Below are 19,462 nucleotides of genomic sequence, written 5' to 3'. Positions count from 1 at the left end.
TTCCCGTGTTAGAAGCATGTGTATTTGCAATTACAAATATTGTGCGAATTTTTTGGCGTTATCCTGAAAAAGAGCCCGTTCATGACGATTACTTCTATGAATTTTGTAAGTCAAAAGCTGCTTAGCTGATACCTATTGATTGCATTACCATAGGGTTTGTTCGCGCTACTCATTTTAGGTGATGAAAAGTCAGATGTTCAAAATCCCAGTAATGCTGATTTAATTCTTCAGGTAGTCATTTATTATCCTTATGATGGTAGCGAACTCGACTCCCTTGGCTTTTATAGCGAAGCTCTGAGTTTTGTTGATGCTATGAAGTTATTCAACTATGAAGCAATAGCACCACACAATCATCATTTGATGAAATCAACAGGTAATGAATCGTTCGCACAATAAAATTGTCATGTCATGAAATTGACACGGGATAATCCAAGATTGGAAACTAAGGAACTCGAAAATAACAATACCCCATGAATAATATTACAATTACATGGATTGCCCTACCTTTGTTTGTGGGGTTTGTCATTTATCTGATCCCGAAAATCGACAGATTTTTAGCGTTAGGAATGACACTTGTCTCTGGCGCATATGCTTTGCAGATACTCATCAACCAAGAATCACTGAGATTACAACTGCTCGATAATTTTGGCGTCACCTTAGCTGTCGACCGATTAAGTGGTTACTTTATATTGACAAATGCTCTGGTAACTGCGGCGGTTATTATTTACTGTTGGAACACGGGTAGATCGGCTTTCTTTTACATGCAGGCTATATTTCTCCATGGTAGCCTTAACTCCGCCTTTATATGTGCGGATTTTCTCAGTTTATACGTGGCTCTAGAAGTTATAGGTATTGCTGCATTTCTATTGATAACCTACCCTCGTTCGGATAGATCCATTTGGGTTGGCTTGCGCTATCTATTTATTAGCAACACAGCCATGCTGTTTTATCTCGTAGGTGCTTTACTTGTATATCAAGCAAATAATTCATTTGTTTTTGAAGGTTTAGGTAACGCGCCAATCGAAGCCCAGGCTTTGATCTTAATGGGACTGTTAACAAAAGGAGGAATCTTCGTTTCGGGATTATGGTTACCACTGACCCATTCTGAATCAGAATCGCCTGTATCAGCTTTACTATCAGGAGTTGTAGTCAAAGCAGGCGTTTACCCTCTGCTGCGTTGCGCACTCCTTGTAGAAGAGATAGACCCCATCATTAGAATATTTGGAGTCGGAACAGCATTATTAGGAGCATTATATGCAATCTTTGAAAAAGATACTAAACGCACCCTAGCCCTAAGCACTATTTCCCAATTGGGTTTTATCCTATCTGCACCTGCTGTAGGTGGTTTGTATGCATTAGCCCACGGATTGGTAAAAGCGACGATTTTCTTAATTGCTGGTATTTTGCCCAGTCGAAGCTTCACAGAACTCCAGGAAAAGCCAACAAATAGATGGCTTTGGATTACTTTAGTTATTGCTAGCCTTTCTGTATCTGGTTTTCCCTTCCTAGTCGGCTTTGGAGCCAAGATGCTGACCATGAAGAATCTACAGTACTGGCAAGAAATTGTAATGAATATTGCAGCAGTGGGAACAGCAGTTGTGTATGCCAAATTTATCTTTTTGCCCAGTAATGGGGAAGATAAGGTTAGACCCAGTTTTTGGTTTGCCGCGGCTCTATTGATTAGTGGAATGTTGGCTGCAAATATCGGAACCTTTCAGGCGTATACAGTCACTAATATAGCTAAAGCCCTTGCTACTATTGGTGGAGGCTGGCTGACATACTTTTTCATTTTTCGGCGCATTGAATTCAAGGTACCCTCTGTGGTCGAACAGTTTGAGCATCTTGTAGGTGGTATGAGTTTGATGTTAGTTCTACTCTTCTGGATGATATTGGCATGATCGAAAAACTAAATTTAGGATTTCGACCCAATAAAATACTGTAGTACTCTATCGGATTAACTCGACTTGGTTTATAGTTAAGTATTAACCATTAAACACCAAAGAAAAAAGATAATACTTTTCTCAAAACCAGCACATCCTTTAAGAGGTCGTACTACCACAAACCTTATCTTATGTCATTCTTTATCTTTGAGTTGATAGATTAGTACTACTAGTAAGTCTGAATTTAAGCTGGTATCTAGAGACGTTACACGTAACGTCTCTACAAATATTTTGAGAGAAAATAAATGTAAATCATTAGATTTGATACATTAGCCCCATACCCACAGGTCAAAAACCTATATCTCCAAACACATTATTGTTCGAGTCTAATATTACATGCTTGGAGGATTCATGATTGGTATTTCACTGTTTATTTGCTGGCAATTATTGCACGAGATTGTTCGTGTAAGTCGTCTATAAAGCTTGAAAAAACTATAATTAATTTTATGGCAATCTAACACTTAATTAGAATTAGACAAGGTATTTTGGATTATTCGTAAAATTTCTGACAGAATTTCAATTAGTAAAAAATAATTGCAAATAAACAAGCATGTTTTTCATCAAAACTAATTTAATAATAACACCAATAAAAATCATTTTTTCAGTTAAAAATATGTTTTCATTTTTCGTGTTCTCATTGTTATCTAAGTTAATGGATGATTTCGATAGACATTTTCATTAATTTTTGTTTTATAAGCGACATTTGAAAAAAAGTCATAAATATATATAAATCCCAAATAATTTGTAAAAACTCACACAATAAATCAAGTAACTTGTCGGAAATTGTGTACTATTTCACGTATAATTGTAACTAACTCTTACTTAGCCAATAGGTAATTCCCGTGTTGGAAGCATGTGTATTTGCAACTATATTGTGCGGTTTTTTTGGCATCATCCTGAAAAAAAATCTGGTGATGAAAATCATCTCTATGGATGTCATGAGTACAGGAGTGATTAGCTATTACGTGATGGTCGCATCACGAGAAGGTTTATTCACGCCCGTACTGTCATCAAGTAAAGATGTCCCTTATGCGGACCCAGTTCCCCAAGCAGTGATATTGACAGCGATTGTGATTGGCTTTTCTATTCAAGCCTTAATCCTAGTTGGTGTCATGAAGCTAGCACGGGATAATCCAACATTGGAAAGCAAGGAGATCGAAAAGAACAATACCCCATGACTACTATTACAATTACGTGGATCGCCTTACCATTCTGTCTGGGGTTTGTCATTTATCTACTCCCCAAACTAGACCGATATCTTGCATTATTCACTGCTCTTGCTTCAGGAGCATATGCATTGCAATTATTTGTCAATGGTTCTCTAAGATTTGGTTATAACCAATCGTTAATGACGCTAAATTTACTAGATAATTTCGGTGTCACATTAGCGATCGATCAATTGAGTGGTTATTTCATTTTGACCAATGCTCTGGTGAGCGCGGCAGTCATTATATATTGCTGGAACACAGGTAGAACGTCCTTTTTTTATATGCAGAGTACCATTCTGCATGGCAGCGTTAATTCTGCGTTTATCTGTGCTGATTTCATGAGTTTGTATGTAGCACTAGAGGTAATCGGTGTTGCTGCGTTTCTCTTGATTGCCTATCCCAGAACCGGACGCTCAATTTGGGTTGGTTTGCGCTATCTCTTTGTCAGTAACACAGCTATGCTGTTTTATCTGGTAGGTGCAGTGTTGGTCTATCAAGCAAATAATTCCTTTGCTTTTGATGGTCTGAGCAGATCGCCAATTGAGGCCCAGGCTCTAATATTTATGGGGCTACTAACAAAGGGGGGAATCTTTGTTTCCGGGTTGTGGTTACCCTTGACTCACTCTGAATCAGAGTCGCCAGTGTCAGCCTTACTATCGGGAGTTGTGGTCAAAGCAGGTGTATATCCCTTGGTACGTTGTGCTTTGATGCTCGAGCAGGTAGACCCCATTGTCCGCATATTCGGAGTTGGTACAGCAGTTCTTGGGGTTTGCTATGCTGTTTTTGAAAAAGACACCAAACGGATGTTGGCGTTCCATACTGTTTCCCAGTTGGGCTTTGTTCTTGCAGCACCACAGGTTGGTGGTTTTTATGCCCTAACCCATGGTCTGGTGAAATCAGCCCTTTTCCTCACAGCAGGTTCTTTACCTAGCAGAAACCTGAAAGAACTTAGAAGTTTGCCAATTCTTACACCAGTCTGGATTGCTTTAGTAATAGCCAGTTTCTCCATATCGGGTTTTCCTTTACTATCTGGTTTTGGAGCAAAGGTATTAACAATGAAGAATTTAGTACCTTGGCAAGTTATTGGTATGAATATTGCAGCCCTTGGAACAGCGATATCATTTGCCAAATTTATATTTTTGCCCCATGCTCGGGGAGAGAATAGTACGGGAGAAATGCCAAAACTTGGTTATTGGGTAGCAATGGTCATCTTGCTTGGCGGTCTCTTTGTGGCTAATGTGGCATATTACGACGCATACACCGTGAAGAATATCATCAAGCCCTTGGTAACAATTGCCCTTGGCTGGTTAGCATATTTCTTGATTTTCCGACGTTCAGCGATCAAACTTCCCCGCATACAGGAAGAATTCGATCACCTCATTGGTGGCATGAGTTTGATGTTACTCCTAGTCTTTTGGATGGTATTTGCATGATTGGATATTTAAATCTGATATTGCGACTAGTTATTTGGTTTCTGCTCACCGCCAATCTGAGTGTAGCAAATATTATCATTGGTGTTAGTGTCGCCCTTTTATTACCGGGACGTCTTAAAAGCCCGGGACCATTGAAAGATTGGTTCAGAGCTCTTTATGAGGCTCTAGTAGCAGTTCCCCAAGCATATCTTGAGGCACTACAGATCATGTTCTTTCCCCATCAACATGAGGATGTAACTCTAGAGCGAGTTCGACCAGGAAGGACACCAGGTTTAATCTTCTTAGATGTATTTATAATCACATTTACACCTAAGACTATCGTTTTGAAATATCACGAAAAAGGTTGGTATGAAGTACATTGGGTAAAACGGAGGAAAGCTTCATGAACCTACATATAGTACTAATGGTGATGATTCTGGCTCTTCTCATCCCCATGTACGAAGCTTGGAAAGATGATGATATTTGGCAAACAACCTTGGCGTTTTCAAGTATTGCCAGTAAAACATCAATTATGATTTTGGTTGTATCTGTCTTACGAGATGATTGGATGATCGGTCTTGGTGGCGTCATCATCTTGAGTGTAGGAAATGCAGCTCTAATGTTGTTAGCACATGTCATAAGAAGATTAAACTGATGATTTTGGACATTCTAAGTTATACCTGCATCGGCATTGGAATAGTTTTCTGGTTCTGGGGAACATTTCCGCTGCTTGGTAAGCGTTCTGTACTATTCAAATTGCATAGTCTTTCGGTCGCAGATACGCTTGGCTCTATGAGTATCACAGTCGGATTGCTAATCAAAATACCTAATGAATGGCCACTACTTGTTCTTGCCATAATTTCTCTGGCAATATGGAATACAGTATTGGGGTATGTATTGGCATATTGTTCTACTACTGGGGGTAAATAATGAATAACAGTATCGACCTTTACATTTATGTCATTATTGCCCTGCTACCATTGTCTGCATGTATGCTTGTGTTTCAAGTTAACCCATACCATGCTTTGCTTTTGAGAGGGGTATTAGGAGCAATAGCAGCTTTAGTTTATGCAGTGTTGGGAGCGCCAGATGTAGCTTTAACCGAAGCGTTAGTAGGTACCTTGTTGGCAATTACTCTCTATGCGGTGGCTGTGCGTTCATCCTTAGTAATGCGTCTGGGAGTGCTCGAAGGTGATTCAATTGATGCAGGGGGTGATTCAGAGCACTTGGGAGAACTAGTAGCTGACTTGAGAAATATTTTTGGTAAACACCATATGCGGGTGGAAGTAGTCCACTATAACAATCCAAAGGCTTTGCAGCGAGCGCTGATGGATAAAGATGTCCATACAACCTTTGCTCCCCAGTGTTTGCCAGAATACAGTGGTCAAGACCATGGAGCGCTGATTACCGCAACGCAATATTGCACCGCAACAAGGGTTCAACGTCTATATGAAATCATGAAAGCAGAGCTTTCATCATCAGAAATAAACCTTACCTATGTCAGCCCGACTGAGGAGAAGCACTAATGAAATGGATCTACATTTTAGCGGGTATAGCGCTATTCATCAAAATGTTAGTGATGCCAGATCCGACAACTGAGCCATTGCAAACATCAATTGCTCAATTAGTTGTACAAGACAGTGGGGTTCCGAATGCTGTATCAGGTATTATTTTCCGCAATAGACTATACGATACAATTTTCGAAGTAGTAGTTTTTACGATCGCAATTTTGGGTGCAAAGTACTTGCTCGCCAATGAAAAGCCATCTTGTACTATCTATCAATTCACTGATGAACCTTCCATAGTTCTGGCTCGTTTGGGAGCTATCATTGCTGCATTAGTGGGTATTGAATTGGCAATTAGGGGACATTTGAGTCCCGGTGGTGGGTTTTCTGCTGGGGTAGCAGGTGGAACAGCAATTGGACTAGTTGCAATCACTTCTAGTTCCGAGTGGATGCAGAATATCTACCAGCGCTGGCGTGCTGCAACCTGGGAAAAACTTTCGGTATTGCTTTTCATTGTTCTATCAGTCGTTACTTTGTGTGGGATAGAATTACCACATGGAGAGTTAGGTGCACTTATCAGTGGCGGTCTTCTTCCCCTTTTCAACATCTTGGTTGCAATTAAGGTGGCTTTGGGAAGCTGGGCAGTGATTTTGGTCTTTATTCGCTATCGTGGCTTACTCTGAGACAAATACAACGGTTTATTTTTTGGTTTTTGAATTAGGGGACAACTAAGTCGTAGATATATCATAGATTTCAAGTAAGTTAAGTACACTTAAAACGCTGTGAAGCGCTTGCAAAGCGTATTCCACTTCTGCCTCCTATCTTCTAACTCCTGTTATTGCAAGGAAATATGACAGAGCATAATGAATGATGCTATGAAGTGTGATTCCTTAAGTAATGATTTAGGAGTGTTTTAGCCGCTATCGCTCTTCCATCATCGGGCGGGAAATAAGAAATTATAGGTATTCAGTTCCGTATTCATGTGGAATCATGTTGACCTTGACCATTCTATGTCGGGGATTTTACAGTTTGAAAGTTTCATCTCATGTGAATAATGGAAGAGCGATATTTGATTTACTTTGTCTTGGTGGATTTGATTTAGTGAGTTTTAATTTATAAAGGTCTCCTGACAACAAAGCGCCTAAGAAGGGCTGAAAATCTTGAAAAACTCCCAATAATTCATATTTTACTAAATTCCCCCAGGTTTTAGGTTCACCCTTTCGGTTGATAATTGAACAATTTAATCAAATAATATATATGTGACGCCAATGGTTACTACATGATATATCTATCATACTTTTAATTGAGTATTAAATTGTGTATTTTTTAAGTCTTGTATGACTTAAGATTCTATATTCATTAGGCTCAAACAATTCAAGTTAAATAATTCAAATTAAATAATTCAAATAATAAATCACTAGAGGAGCTACACCCTGATATAAGACATAGAATTTTCACTTTGCTCCTAATTAACCGAAGCGTCCTTCAACATAGTCACGGGTACGTTTATCAAGAGGATTGTTGAAAATTTGCTCTGTAGAACCGAATTCGATCATTTGACCGATACGACTTTCATCGGTGCTAAAGAAAGCAGTGAAATCAGAGACACGTCTTGCTTGCTGCATATTGTGGGTAACAATAACAATTGTGAAATCGTCACGCAAGCTGTGAATGAGTTCTTCTACTTTCATTGTTGAGAGAGGATCGAGAGCAGAACAAGGTTCATCCATTAAGAGAACTCTGGGTTTAACCGCTAAAGCTCTGGCGATACAGAGACGCTGTTGTTGTCCTCCAGACAGACCTAAAGCTGATTGGTGTAGTTTATCCTTGACTTCATTCCATAAAGCTGCACCTCTAATGGCAGACTCTACGATCTCATCTAACTCAGATTTGGGACGCCATGATTCTATTCTTAAACCATAAGCAACATTGTCATAAATGCTCATAGGAAAAAGATTCGGCTTTTGGAATACCATCCCGATTTGGCGACGAAGCCGATTTAAGTTAACGCGCCGACTGTAGATATTTTGACCAAAAAATTCTACACTTCCTTCGATTGTGACATCAGCTTCTAATTCGCTAATTCGATTCAAAGATTTGATAAAAGTGGATTTACCGCAACCGCTAGAACCGATTAATGCCGTAACTTTATTTCGGTAAATATCCATTGAAACACCTTCAAGCGCTTTGAAAGTGCCGTAGAAAAAGCTGAGGTTTTTGACTCTGATAGCTGGAACTAAGTTATTCATGCTTGGGGAATATGTAGGAAAATCAACTATCTGGCTTAATATTCGGGTTTTATTTGCGGCGCGTAACGATACGAGAAAGGAGGTTAAAGAATAAGACTAATCCAACAAGAACGATAGAAGCTGTCCAGACTAGTTCAACAATTTTTGGATCGTCATCGGTAAAGAAGTTAAAAATCAATACCGGTAATGATGCTGTTTCTTTGAATATTCCTTCTGACCAATAAAAGCTAAATAGAGCTGTAAAAATTAGTGGTGCTGTTTCACCTGCTGCACGGGCGACCGCGAGTAAAATACCGGTAGTAATTCCAGGTATTCCTGCAGGAAGTAAAACTCGAGATGTGGTTTGAAAAGTAGTTCCACCTAAAGCTGCAGATGCTAGGCGTAGAGGTTTAGGAATTAGTTTCAATACTTCCTCTGTTGTCAGAGTAATAACCGGTAGCATAATTACCCCTAGAGCAAAACCACCGGCAAAGGCGCTAAAACTATATTGTCCGTTTGTCCATTGAGTTGTGGTTAAAACAACTGCACCGTAAGCAAAAACACCGACAACGATTGAAGGAACGCCAGTCAAAATAGTTGCAATAAAGCGAACTAAGCGAGCAGCAGAACTTTGTTGACCGAATTCAGCTAAGAATATTCCTGTCATAACTCCACAAGGAACACTCAATACTGACGCGATCGCAACCATTGTGATGGTACCAATAATGGCGTTAGCAAATCCACCATCAATAAATGATGAGTAGAATAACTCTAGCTTGAGATTGGGTAAGCCCCTGAGTAAAATTTCCCACACTAGTGAGATGAGAGGAAGTAATGCTAGGAGGGAAAAAATCAAAGCTACGGAGTTCATCCCATTACTGAACAACTGACGCCGATGGGGTAGTGGGGTACATAACTCTGCAGCTACGGACTCATTTTCATTTGATTTTTGGTAAGAACTCATTTGTTCTTCATCCTTGTTTTTTGTCATTTATCATTTGTTTGATGACCAGTACTAATGTTTAGCGATTCATGACCAATTATTTCTTGTTTCGGTCAAGTACCTGCACTAATATCACAGCACCAATATTTACAGCTAGGGTCAAAGCAAACAAAATCAAAGCTAAATATGTTAAAGCGCCAACATGTAACCTATTTTCTGCTTCAGCAAATTCATTAGCAAGGACAGCAGGAATTGTATAGGCTGCTTCAAGTAACGAAGGTTTGATCTGATTAAAGTTACCTATTACCATCGTCACAGCCATAGTTTCCCCTAAAGCCCTTCCCAAAGCAAGCATGGTTGCACCAACGATACCGGAGAAGCCAGCAGGTAACAGTACTCGAAAAATAGTTTCCCAACGGGTAGAGCCCAAAGCCATTGCACCAGTACGTAGCTGTTTGGGAATTACTAGAAGTACATCACGACTAATAGCTGCCATTGTTGGCAAAATCATAATTGCCAGAACAATTGCTGCTGTCATCATGTTATTACCAGATGTATCCTCTGTATCAAACAGTGGGATCCAACTCAGATTGTTGTATAACCACTCCTGTACAGGTATTAAAAAGGGAATTAAGACATAAATTGCCCACAAACCGATAATTACACTGGGTATTGCAGCAATTAACTCTACAATAAAAGCGATTGGTGACTTTACCCAGTCTGGCAAAAAGTCTTCACTGGTAACCAGTGCTACTGCTAAGCCTACAGGGATAGCGATTAAAATAGCAAGTCCACTACTTACTAAGGTTCCATAAATATATGGTAATGCTCCATACAAACCTTGAAGAGTATCCCAGTCTTGACTCCAAATAAAATCCAGACCAAATTTATTGATCGCAGGTTTTGCTTCTCTGTAGACAACTGCAATCATCCAAAGCAGTATATTAACTGTAATTAGGGCAAAACAATGAACCAGTACATTAAAACTTCGATCTATCCAAAAACTGCGTCCTGTGCTACTTGTTATATTCAAGGAATCGTCAACCTGTTGCACTGATGAATTTTCCATTGCTCATCAATAAATAAATTTTTGGTACAAGAATAGGGCGGGTATTACCCACCCTACAAGAATCAAGCCATTAAGCGGTCACGCTATTAATTAGTTAAGTAACAAACTAAATAAATTTATTTACTTAACTTTGGTATTTACATCCTTAAGTACGCGATTAACTACGCTCTTAGGAATACGTGTATATTGCAATCCAGCATTGTACTTTTGACCTTCGGTCATAACCCAGTTGACCCACTTCTTAACAGCAGCAGCCTTAGCTTTGGAAGGATAATTCTTGTAGACCATCATCCAGGTTAATCCAACGATGGGATAACCTTTGTTGGAGTCACCTACAAATATGCGGTAATTTTTGGGGAATTTAACACTTCCTAAAGCTTGATTTGCAGCCTTCAAAGAAGGAGCGACAAACTGCTTGCTCTTATTTTGTACTCTTGCAGACTTAAGTCTGTTCTTAACAGCAAAAGAGTAGTTTACGTAACCGATTCCACCACGGGTACGTCTAACTAGGTTAGCAACACCTGCATTACCCTTACCCTTAAGAACTCTTCTTAAAGTCCATCTGGGCTTCTTACCGCGACCAACTCTACCTCTGAAATAGCCATTGATTGTAGCTAAGTGGTTGGTAAAGATGAAAGTTGTACCACTACCATCTGCACGTACAACTGGGGTAATTCTTCTATTAGGTAGTTTTACACCAGGGTTATCTTTTTTAATTCTGGCGTCATTCCAACGTTTGATTCTACCAGCGAAGATTAGGGGTAGGGTAGTGCGGGAAAGTTTAAGGTTCTTTACACCAGGGAGATTGTAAACAACTGAAACAGCACCACCTGCGGTGGGAACTAGAATGACACCACGACGAACTTTTTTGATTTCGCTATTCTTCATAGCTGCATCGCTACCGCCAAAGTCAACGGTTCCTTTGATGGTTTGACGGATACCGCAGCTACTACCACAAGCTTGATAGTTAACTTTTAGGTTAGGATACTTTTTTCTAACTTCGCGAGCATAACGCTGATACAAAGGATTAGGGAAACTAGCACCTGCACCTTTGAGACTTTCTGCTTGAGCAACTGCAGTAAAAATAGGTCCCAATACTACAGCAGCAGCTACAACAGAACTGGTAACTACACGATTCAAAACGGTAGTCGAAAACTTCATATATCCTCACTATCAGGGAAGTACTTTCTGTTGATCCACAGACTGATATAACCCTACTACTTCAAGGTTTAATATGAGGTTAACGAAACTAAAAGTAACGCAGAAAATCTATTTAAAATTATGTTTTTTAAAGCCAAAATAATACTTTTATCCGAATCAAAAAAACGTATAATAATGGCTGCATATTCAATTAATATTAACAAGTTTAAATCTTACAATTACTGAATTAATTTTAACATTTTCACCTAGAAATTAATTATAGATATTAACTATCGAAAAAGACAACATTTTACAGAAAAACAAAAAAAGAAGATGTTTTTTGTATAATTAGTGGAAAAATAATTATTTATTACACATACAAGTAGTCATATCAAAATAAATTGTTTATATTGTAATAAAATATGAAATGTTTTTATTATCTAAATCAATATAAGTTCAATATTTCGATTTTGAATTACTTGTTAAGTATTTAGCGAACGACTGAAAGTTTGACCTCAGAGAATCTCAAAAAAGCATTTTTTTATATTACAAATTCCCTAGGCTAAACATGATTGCTGTAAGAAAAAGCTTTGTAAAGCTTATATATGATAAGGAAATAAACTTAGTTTCTAAAGCATAAACTAAATTTTTGTATCGACATATAACTTCTGTATGTGTGTTTACTTAAAAATCATGGCTAGTTTTTTCTGACTAATTCTCAATTTGCTGAATATAAGATTTATAGTACGAATGAAAAAGTAGCCTAACAATTAGTAAAAATTGGCTTATAAATGATAATTGAAGTATTGTAATTTACGTTATTAATAGTTGTAACTTCTCATTGAATTCTTTAGCAAATTATATTGTAAGTATTAGATACCTAAATTTATACTATTATTAACTATCTTTGTGAGTTAATCTTGTTAGCCTTATAAAATTGTCCTTTAATCTGCATTCTTCCCTTTCATTTCTGTAATTACTGACTGGTGAAATATTGCATCGAACTAAACAGTTAAGATTAATAGAGGCATATTCATGTTCAAGTCATTTTCTGTAAAAGAATTGTTTGTGAAGTTGCGGTCTTTCTTAAATGATTTTCTCTCGAAGTTGCGTAATCTTAAGGATACATCTGTTAAACACCCATTTGTTATTGCATTACTATTATCAGTCTTGGCTCATGTGATCGCGCTTGCAATTCCAGTTTTGTCAGGTAAGGATCCAGACATCGAAACTACCGAGCAAGTAACTTCAGATGAAGATTTTGACAATGAATTCGAAGATGATTTCGAAAATGATTTAGAAGAAAATGACCCAGAAAATGAAGGTTTAGAGGAAGGTGAAGAGTCTTTGGACGTAGAGAAACTTCCCCCCCTACCTGAAAATGAAGATTTTAGCGACGAGGATTCAGACTCTGGAGACGATGTAAGTGATGATTCGGATGCTGGAGATGATTCTGATGATGATACCTTGGATACTGATACTACAAATGAATTAGGTGATGATGCTTCAGATTCGGTGAGTGATTCTAGTGACGATATTGTAGATTCTGGAGATAATTCCTTTAGCGATGATGTTGTTGATCTACCTACACCTTCCGAACCGGAATCTGAACCAGAGATAGAGACTAGTAGTAATACTGTGGAAATATTAGAAGAAGATTCTGGTGATATACCTGATTCTACAACAGTAGCAGAAGATAACTTAGAAATAGAAAGTAATACTGAAGAGCTAGCAACCTCTAATGAAAATACTTCTGAAGAGTCAGTAGCAATACCCCAATCCAACATATTTACTGGAGTAACTGATTATAAAAATGCTCGACCACTGTTGTGTGGATTAAAAGTTGCTCAAGAGGATAAAGACAGTAGATTTACAACCGATCCTCTTGCTCAAGTCAGTGGCTATTTTGCCCAAAGCCTAGCCGAAAAAGGATATCAACCAAAACAAGTCGCAGATTCCCCAGATACAAAAGTCTATCAAATTTTCAAGGATGGTCAAGATAGATTTTTACATCTATTCAATCAAACTGATAAAGGTACTGTAATTTTACTTTCCCAAGAGCGAATAGATTGTTACCGTCTAAATATTCAATCCTTAAAACCTGAAGATTCTCAAGAAATTAATGAATTAGAGGAAATAAAAAGCTCACAAGAGTCTATGAATAGTCAGGAATCTGAAAAATCTGAAGGAGAGGAAAAAACAGAAGAACCCCAGCAATCTGAGGAAATAAAAAAATCCGAAGACTCAGAACAATTAGAAGAGCTTAAAAAATCTGAAGAAACTCAAGAATCAGAAGAAACAGAGAAAAAACCAGAACTAACTCCTGAAGAAAAAGCATTTGAAAATACTTTCGCGAAGCTTTATGAAGAACTTGGCTGGACAAAATATCTAGACACAACTGAAACGAATAAGAATCAAACCCCAACTCCAGGAACAGAAACAGCTTTTAATGCAGATGTTAATAAAAGTCCTGATGAATTGGGCTCGATAGTTACGAGTAAACTTGAAGAACAAGGCTTTGAAACATCTCAAGTTGAAGATTATACCAATGGTGTTCTATATGAAGTCAAGAAAGGTGAATTTACTAAATACATCACCTTTACATTTAATACTGATGAGACAAAAGTAATGATAGTCACTTGGAAAGAGAATCCAATAGATTCCCAGAAAGGATAAATATGATTTTAGCTTGACCCTAATCTAGTTATTTTGGGACGTAGCATTGCTACGTCTTTTTTGTGAGTTTACTAAGGATACTTGGAAACTAAAGGGGGAGAACTGGATGTTTTTTAGTACTAGTATTCATTTTTTCGGCGTGGTAGATGGGGAATGGAATAAACTACGATTGGAAACAACAGGATTTAAGGCTAGTGTTGTACGAGGACTCATCAGTTATTTTTTATTCCATTGGAAATTTGACCTCGTTTAGTATCACTCTATGATGGTTAGTAAAAGTCGCCAAAGGAAAAACAATCATTGAGTCCAGCAGCATTAAAAGAACAATTACAAACCATCCTGGAGAAGATTCAATCTAATAAGGATGATTCTCCTTTAACCAATTTAAAGCTAAACGAGAACTTAGTTGACGAAATCGAGCAATTAGTAAGGGATTTGGAAAAAGTTAATCCGAATCCTCAACCATTACTCCACGCAACTTCTCTCCTGGGTGGAAAATGGTTATTGCAATATTCGACAGCTAGGGAGATTCGTCGTTTATCTTCTCTACCATTGAATTTGAAAGTAGGTAAAGTTTATCAAGAAATTGATGTTGAAAATAAATCATTTTTTAATTTGGCTTTTGTTCGGCATCCTTTAGGGCTAATATCAGGAAGCGTCAAGGTCACAGCAAGTTTTGAACCTGCGCCAGAAGATACTGAAAAACGCATTAATGTTAATTTTGATAAGCGTTACCTATCAATTGAGAAAATTTTCGCCATTAATACTCCCAAATTAAATCCATTTAAGGTTATTTCGGCTAATAATCCCCAAGGTAGAATTCCCAGCCTTGAGATTACATATTTAGATGAAACCTTGAGAATTGGACGAGGAGGTGACGGGAGTTTATTTGTTCTGAAGCGCGTTTAATTAGGGTTTGCTGTTAAAAAGTTTTTTGGTTAAACTGAGGGGTCAGAAGTCAGGAGCCAGTAGTAGAAACAGTTTTTGAATTATACATCCCTTAATTACAGTCATCTATATTTTACAGTCATCTATATTTTTCAATTTTTGAGAGTTTGCTATTTTGAGAGTTTGTTACCTGTAAAGTAAGATGAAGTAAATTTAATCTAATTAATCTACTGTTACCAATTACTACTAAAGTTAAAGTTTAGTTTCAAAGACTAGCTAACCCCATCAAGTGATGATAACTTAATAATTGAAGCTAATAAAAAGCTTCCTGGGCAGAGAAAACAGCCTTGTTGTTAACAGTTAAAGTCAGAGTTAAGAGGTAAAAGCTGTTTGATTATCTGTCTTGCGGACCTAACAATAACACCCGACTTCGATACTTATATTTCCTCAAGTGGTTGGTAAAGGGGCAGCGTGAATGAGTGTAAAACCTCAAACAGTGTAAGCCTGTATGTCATGAGATAAGAGAGGGAATAACTAAGTCAGTAGATGCTCGGGTGTTGTTGTTTTAGAATAAAAAAATTATTTAAACAATTATTTTCATAATCATAAATTTTACTACTTTAGTTGTAAAAAATAGCTTTGGTAAACACCAAAATTGGGCAGTTTGCCCAATTTTATACCTTTTAAGATTGCCGAGTGTGCAAAAGAAATCGAACACCATAACACTACTTTTGATCTGGGAAGCTCTAATTATAGAATTCCCTAAAAAATAACCTTAATAACGCGATCGCGAAATGACAAAATTTTAAATTTCAATTAATTGTTAATTTTGGCAAAGGTATTGTTATTTACACTCTACAATTTTTTCAGTACTTAGCTCAGATTCAATAGACTGAAAGCGATATAAATATACGTAATTTCTATCCTAAGAACAAATTTTTGGCGATAATTCCCATCACAAATTCCTCATATTCTTTTTCTATAAAGGTAGATGTAGAGAAAAATAAAAAATTATCCATAAAATCATCTTTCATAATGAGTAAAAAACCCAAACTAGCAGTCTGGAAATTTGCTTCCTGTGATGGTTGTCAGTTAAGTTTACTGGATTGCGAAGATGAATTACTTGCATTAGCAGGAGAAGTTGAAATCGCAAATTTTCTAGAAGCTTCTAGCGCTGTTGTTAAAGGACCTTATGATTTATCTCTAGTAGAAGGTTCAATTACTACACCCCATGATGAAGAACGAATTCACAAGGTACGACGAGTATCAAAATACTTGGTGACTATTGGTGCTTGTGCAACAGCAGGAGGTATTCAAGCACTGCGTAATTTTAAGAGCGTTAAAGAATTCACTTCTATTGTTTATGCATCGCCAGAATATATCGAAACCTTGAATAAATCTACCGCGATCGCTGACCATGTTTTTGTTGATTTTGAGTTGCGGGGTTGTCCAATTAACAAATATCAATTATTGGAGGTAATTAGCGCTTTTTTATCTCACCGTAAACCTAATGTTTCCCAATACAGCGTTTGTATGGAGTGCAAGCGTCGGGGAACTGTTTGCGTTATGGTTGCCCAAGGTATACCTTGCTTGGGACCTGTGACCCAGGCTGGCTGTGGAGCAATTTGTCCGGCGTACAACCGGGGTTGTTATGGTTGTTATGGACCTGCTGAGACTCCTAATACTACATCCTTAAGTAATTGGTGGAAAAATTTGGGCGTTAAGGAAGCCGATTTATTACGCAGTTACCGCACTTATAACGCTTACGCGGAAGCTTTTCGGAAAGAAAGCGAGTCTCATGACTCACAGCTTACTTAAATCCAACTTAAATCAAAAATATTCAGGGGAAAGCGATGAATAGGAGTACAAAGCGAGTTCTCTTCTGGGCTCCAAGGGTTTTGTGCATTCTTTTCGCAATATTTTTGAGTGTATTTGCTTTAGATGTATTCAGTGCAGGTTATGACTTTGGAGAAACAATTCTTGCCTTACTAATCCATCTAATTCCAACATGCATTGTTGTTATGGCGTTACTCATTGCATGGCGTTGGGAGGGGGTGGGAGTATTCCTGTTCATTGCTTTGGCTTTATTCTATATGTTTTCCAGCAGAGGTGGGAGTTGGGTAATTTCCGGACCACTGTTTCTTATAGGCGTTCTGTTTCTACTCAACTGGATATACAGAGCACAGTTGAAAAGGCGATAGTTGTCACCTATGGACAGGTTTAAAGTGATATTTTCCCAGCTTGAGCGCACATAAAAGTATCAAGAAGCATTATTCTGAGGAGGGAAAGAAGATGCAAAAGACTATCTTAGTCGTTGGCGGTACTGGAATGTTGGGACAACCTGTTTCACACCGTCTGCAAGAAGATGGATTTCGAGTGCGAATTATGACAAGGGATGGTCAAAAAGCGAAAAAGCTATTTGATGATTCTTTTGAGATTGTGGTTGGAAATCCAGTCGAAACTAATAGTTTGAAGGAAGCACTAGATGGCTGTCATGGGGTTCATATCAATCTTCCAACTGAAGTGGAACAGCAAGCAACTGAGATGATTGCGAAAGTCGCTTCCAAGACAGCAATTGAGCGAATTTCATATGTTTCAGGAGTAACTGTCACTGAGGAGAACAGATGGTTTTCCCTAGTAGATCGGAAGTTTCTAGCAGAAAAAGCGATCCGAGATAGTGGAATTTCCTACACCATTTTCTGTCCCAGTTGGTTTATGGAGGTTTTACCGAAATTCGTTACTCAAGGTCGAGCCTCTGTTTTTGGAAAGCAACCTCAAGCTTACCACTGGATCGCGGCAGACGATTTTGCCAGGATGGTTTCAACTGCTTATAGTTCTGAGGAAGCAGCAAATAGAAGATTCTTTATTTATGGTCCAGAACTGATTACTATGCATGAGGCGTTAAAACGCTATTGTTCTGTGTTTCATTCGGATATCAAAAAGATATCTATCATGCCTTTCTGGCTAGTTAAGGTGTTGTCATTTATCACGCGCAACCGAGAACTTGGGTTTGCGGGCAGATTAATGTCTTATTTCGAAAAGGTCAGTGAAATAGGCGATCCGGAAGAAGCTAACCATATCTTAGGTGCACCAACGACAACTTTAAATGAGTGGATTGAAAAGAGAAAGGCTAGACTTGGTGTATTTACCAGTTAATTCCATAGGCAACTGTAATCATTACATTCAAGATGCCACTCAACTTTTAAAACAAATACCACTGTAGAGACGCGGTCTTCTTAGGGTTCCCGCAGGGAAACATGTCGCGTCTCTACCAAGAAATTTAGGCTTATCTGTTAGCACGCACCTACGGTGTTAGCGGTAGCGTGACGTTAGTCATACACGTAGTGCAGATAACCGTATTGCAGTAAGTTAGGTTTTGCAAACTTGTTGGTTAGATGGTGGTGAACTATAGGAAAAATGAACAGATCGACGTAATCTTGGAGCAATATGAATGAAAGCAATTATATATACTCAATATGGATCGCCAGACGTTCTTCAGCTAAAAGAGATTCCTAAACCGTTTCCGGGTAACGATGAAGTATTGGTAAAAATCGATGCGGCAGCGGCAAATCCATTAGATTGGCATTTCATGCGAGCCTCACCATTCATTATCCGCTTTATCTCTGGGTTGTTAAAACCCAAAAATCAGATCCTCGGAGCAGATATTGCGGGGCAAATTGAAGCGATTGGCACAAACATTAAAAATTTTCAGGCAGGTGATAAAGTTTACGGCGAGATATCCAGAGGGGGTTTTGCCGAATATGTGTGTGTTACTGAAGATAAATTAGTCCTCAAACCGGTCAATTTATCGTTTGAGAAAGCAGCTGCCGTCCCTGTCGCAGGGCTTACCGCTTTACAGTGTCTTCGCGACCAAGGGCATGTTCAGCCAGAGCAAAAGGTTTTGATCAATGGTGCGTCTGGTGGTGTGGGGACGTTTGCAGTACAGATTGCTAAGTCTTTGGGGGCTAAAGTGACCGGTGTATGCAGCACACAAAATGTGGACATGGTGCGCTCGATTGGGGCAGATCGGGTTATTGATTACACAAGTGAAGACTTCACCCAAAACGATCAGCGTTACGACCTAATTTTAGATAATGTCGGTAATCGCTCAGTTTCAGAGATTAAGCGCATATTGGCTTCCAATGGAACCTATCTCTTAAATGCATATTCTCCGGCTTTGATGTTGCAATTAATCTTCCGTTCGGGGGGTTCAAAGACCGGAGGACAAATAATGCGCAACACGGATGTTACGAAAGCAAACCAAAAAGACCTGGAATTTTTGAAAGCGCTGCTTGAAGCTGGCAAAATCGTATCTGTGATCGATAGAGTTTACCCCTTGAGTGAGGTTGCGGAAGCTATCGGGTATCTTGAAGAAGGACACGCTCGAGGAAAAGTAGTCATAACTTTGGAAAATAGCAACAAAACCTAATAAAACACTGCTTGGAGATGTCTA

At 38.4% G+C, this 19,462-nt stretch carries 19 protein-coding genes; 15 read left to right on the top strand and 4 right to left on the bottom strand.

Annotated features, from left to right (window positions below; all coding sequences use genetic code 11):
• Positions 1-156 precede the first annotated feature (156 nt).
• The 9 genes from QNJ50_RS09690 (at position 157) to QNJ50_RS09650 (ending at position 6,748) form a co-directional block, all read left to right on the top strand.
• Positions 157-396 (top strand): hypothetical protein, encoded by a 240-nt coding sequence (locus QNJ50_RS09690; RefSeq protein WP_300634694.1) that lies wholly within the window; start codon positions 157-159, stop codon positions 394-396.
• A 74-nt stretch (positions 397-470) separates the two neighbouring features.
• Positions 471-1,898 carry a cation:proton antiporter gene (locus QNJ50_RS09685; RefSeq protein WP_300634691.1) on the top strand — a complete coding sequence of 476 codons (1,428 nt, stop codon included), beginning with the start codon at positions 471-473 and terminating at the stop codon, positions 1,896-1,898.
• 884 nt (positions 1,899-2,782) lie between these two features.
• Complete coding sequence (locus tag QNJ50_RS09680; RefSeq protein WP_027843210.1) at positions 2,783-3,118, top strand: cation:proton antiporter subunit C; 336 nt, start codon at positions 2,783-2,785, stop codon at positions 3,116-3,118.
• Positions 3,115-4,581 (top strand): cation:proton antiporter, encoded by a 1,467-nt coding sequence (locus QNJ50_RS09675; protein ID WP_300634684.1) that lies wholly within the window; start codon positions 3,115-3,117, stop codon positions 4,579-4,581. The genes QNJ50_RS09680 and QNJ50_RS09675 overlap by 4 nt, the downstream gene beginning before the upstream one ends.
• Complete coding sequence (locus QNJ50_RS09670) at positions 4,578-4,967, top strand: Na+/H+ antiporter subunit E (protein WP_300634681.1); 390 nt, start codon at positions 4,578-4,580, stop codon at positions 4,965-4,967. Before QNJ50_RS09675 ends, QNJ50_RS09670 begins: the two co-directional genes overlap by 4 nt.
• Complete coding sequence (locus tag QNJ50_RS09665) at positions 4,964-5,215, top strand: hypothetical protein (protein WP_300634679.1); 252 nt, start codon at positions 4,964-4,966, stop codon at positions 5,213-5,215. Before QNJ50_RS09670 ends, QNJ50_RS09665 begins: the two co-directional genes overlap by 4 nt.
• Before the next feature lie 2 nt (positions 5,216-5,217).
• Positions 5,218-5,490 (top strand): monovalent cation/H(+) antiporter subunit G, encoded by a 273-nt coding sequence (locus QNJ50_RS09660; RefSeq protein ID WP_300634706.1) that lies wholly within the window; start codon positions 5,218-5,220, stop codon positions 5,488-5,490.
• The gene (locus QNJ50_RS09655; RefSeq protein WP_300634677.1) at positions 5,490-6,086 is read left to right on the top strand and encodes a DUF4040 domain-containing protein; all 597 of its coding nucleotides are present in this window, start codon (positions 5,490-5,492) and stop codon (positions 6,084-6,086) included. The genes QNJ50_RS09660 and QNJ50_RS09655 overlap by 1 nt, the downstream gene beginning before the upstream one ends.
• Positions 6,086-6,748 (top strand): Na(+)/H(+) antiporter subunit B, encoded by a 663-nt coding sequence (locus QNJ50_RS09650; protein ID WP_300634673.1) that lies wholly within the window; start codon positions 6,086-6,088, stop codon positions 6,746-6,748. Before QNJ50_RS09655 ends, QNJ50_RS09650 begins: the two co-directional genes overlap by 1 nt.
• Positions 6,749-7,534: 786 nt before the next feature.
• Here the strand turns inward: QNJ50_RS09650 and pstB are convergent.
• The 4 genes from pstB to pstS form a co-directional block, all read right to left on the bottom strand.
• Positions 7,535-8,314: a phosphate ABC transporter ATP-binding protein PstB gene (gene pstB, locus QNJ50_RS09645; RefSeq protein ID WP_300634670.1), complete on the bottom strand. Its 780-nt coding sequence runs from the start codon at positions 8,312-8,314 to the stop codon at positions 7,535-7,537.
• Between the two features lie 49 nt (positions 8,315-8,363).
• Entirely contained in the window at positions 8,364-9,257 is an 894-nt protein-coding gene (pstA, locus tag QNJ50_RS09640; RefSeq protein WP_300634703.1) for a phosphate ABC transporter permease PstA, read from the bottom strand.
• A gap of 76 nt (positions 9,258-9,333) precedes the next feature.
• The gene (gene pstC, locus QNJ50_RS09635; RefSeq protein ID WP_300634667.1) at positions 9,334-10,305 is read right to left on the bottom strand and encodes a phosphate ABC transporter permease subunit PstC; all 972 of its coding nucleotides are present in this window, start codon (positions 10,303-10,305) and stop codon (positions 9,334-9,336) included.
• Positions 10,306-10,425: 120 nt separating this feature from the next.
• Positions 10,426-11,466: a phosphate ABC transporter substrate-binding protein PstS gene (gene pstS, locus QNJ50_RS09630; protein ID WP_300634664.1), complete on the bottom strand. Its 1,041-nt coding sequence runs from the start codon at positions 11,464-11,466 to the stop codon at positions 10,426-10,428.
• 1,014 nt (positions 11,467-12,480) lie between these two features.
• On the opposite strand from pstS, the gene QNJ50_RS09625 reads away from it, so the two are divergent.
• The 6 genes from QNJ50_RS09625 (at position 12,481) to QNJ50_RS09600 (ending at position 19,438) form a co-directional block, all read left to right on the top strand.
• Positions 12,481-14,121, top strand: a complete 1,641-nt coding sequence (locus QNJ50_RS09625; protein WP_300634661.1) for a hypothetical protein — start codon at positions 12,481-12,483, stop codon at positions 14,119-14,121.
• Positions 14,122-14,421: 300 nt separating this feature from the next.
• Positions 14,422-15,030: a PAP/fibrillin family protein gene (locus tag QNJ50_RS09620; protein WP_300634659.1), complete on the top strand. Its 609-nt coding sequence runs from the start codon at positions 14,422-14,424 to the stop codon at positions 15,028-15,030.
• A 1,014-nt stretch (positions 15,031-16,044) separates the two neighbouring features.
• Positions 16,045-16,827 (top strand): hypothetical protein, encoded by a 783-nt coding sequence (locus tag QNJ50_RS09615; RefSeq protein ID WP_300634657.1) that lies wholly within the window; start codon positions 16,045-16,047, stop codon positions 16,825-16,827.
• A gap of 35 nt (positions 16,828-16,862) precedes the next feature.
• Complete coding sequence (locus tag QNJ50_RS09610; protein WP_300634655.1) at positions 16,863-17,210, top strand: hypothetical protein; 348 nt, start codon at positions 16,863-16,865, stop codon at positions 17,208-17,210.
• A gap of 91 nt (positions 17,211-17,301) precedes the next feature.
• Entirely contained in the window at positions 17,302-18,165 is an 864-nt protein-coding gene (locus QNJ50_RS09605; protein WP_300634653.1) for an NmrA family NAD(P)-binding protein, read from the top strand.
• 295 nt (positions 18,166-18,460) lie between these two features.
• The gene (locus QNJ50_RS09600) at positions 18,461-19,438 is read left to right on the top strand and encodes an NAD(P)-dependent alcohol dehydrogenase (RefSeq protein WP_300634651.1); all 978 of its coding nucleotides are present in this window, start codon (positions 18,461-18,463) and stop codon (positions 19,436-19,438) included.
• Positions 19,439-19,462 lie beyond the last annotated feature (24 nt).

It is taken from the genome of Mastigocoleus sp. MO_188.B34 (genome assembly GCF_030065675.1).
In the GTDB taxonomy this organism is placed as follows: Bacteria; Cyanobacteriota; Cyanobacteriia; order Cyanobacteriales; family Nostocaceae; genus Mastigocoleus.
This window is presented reverse-complemented; position numbering and strand designations above follow the sequence as displayed.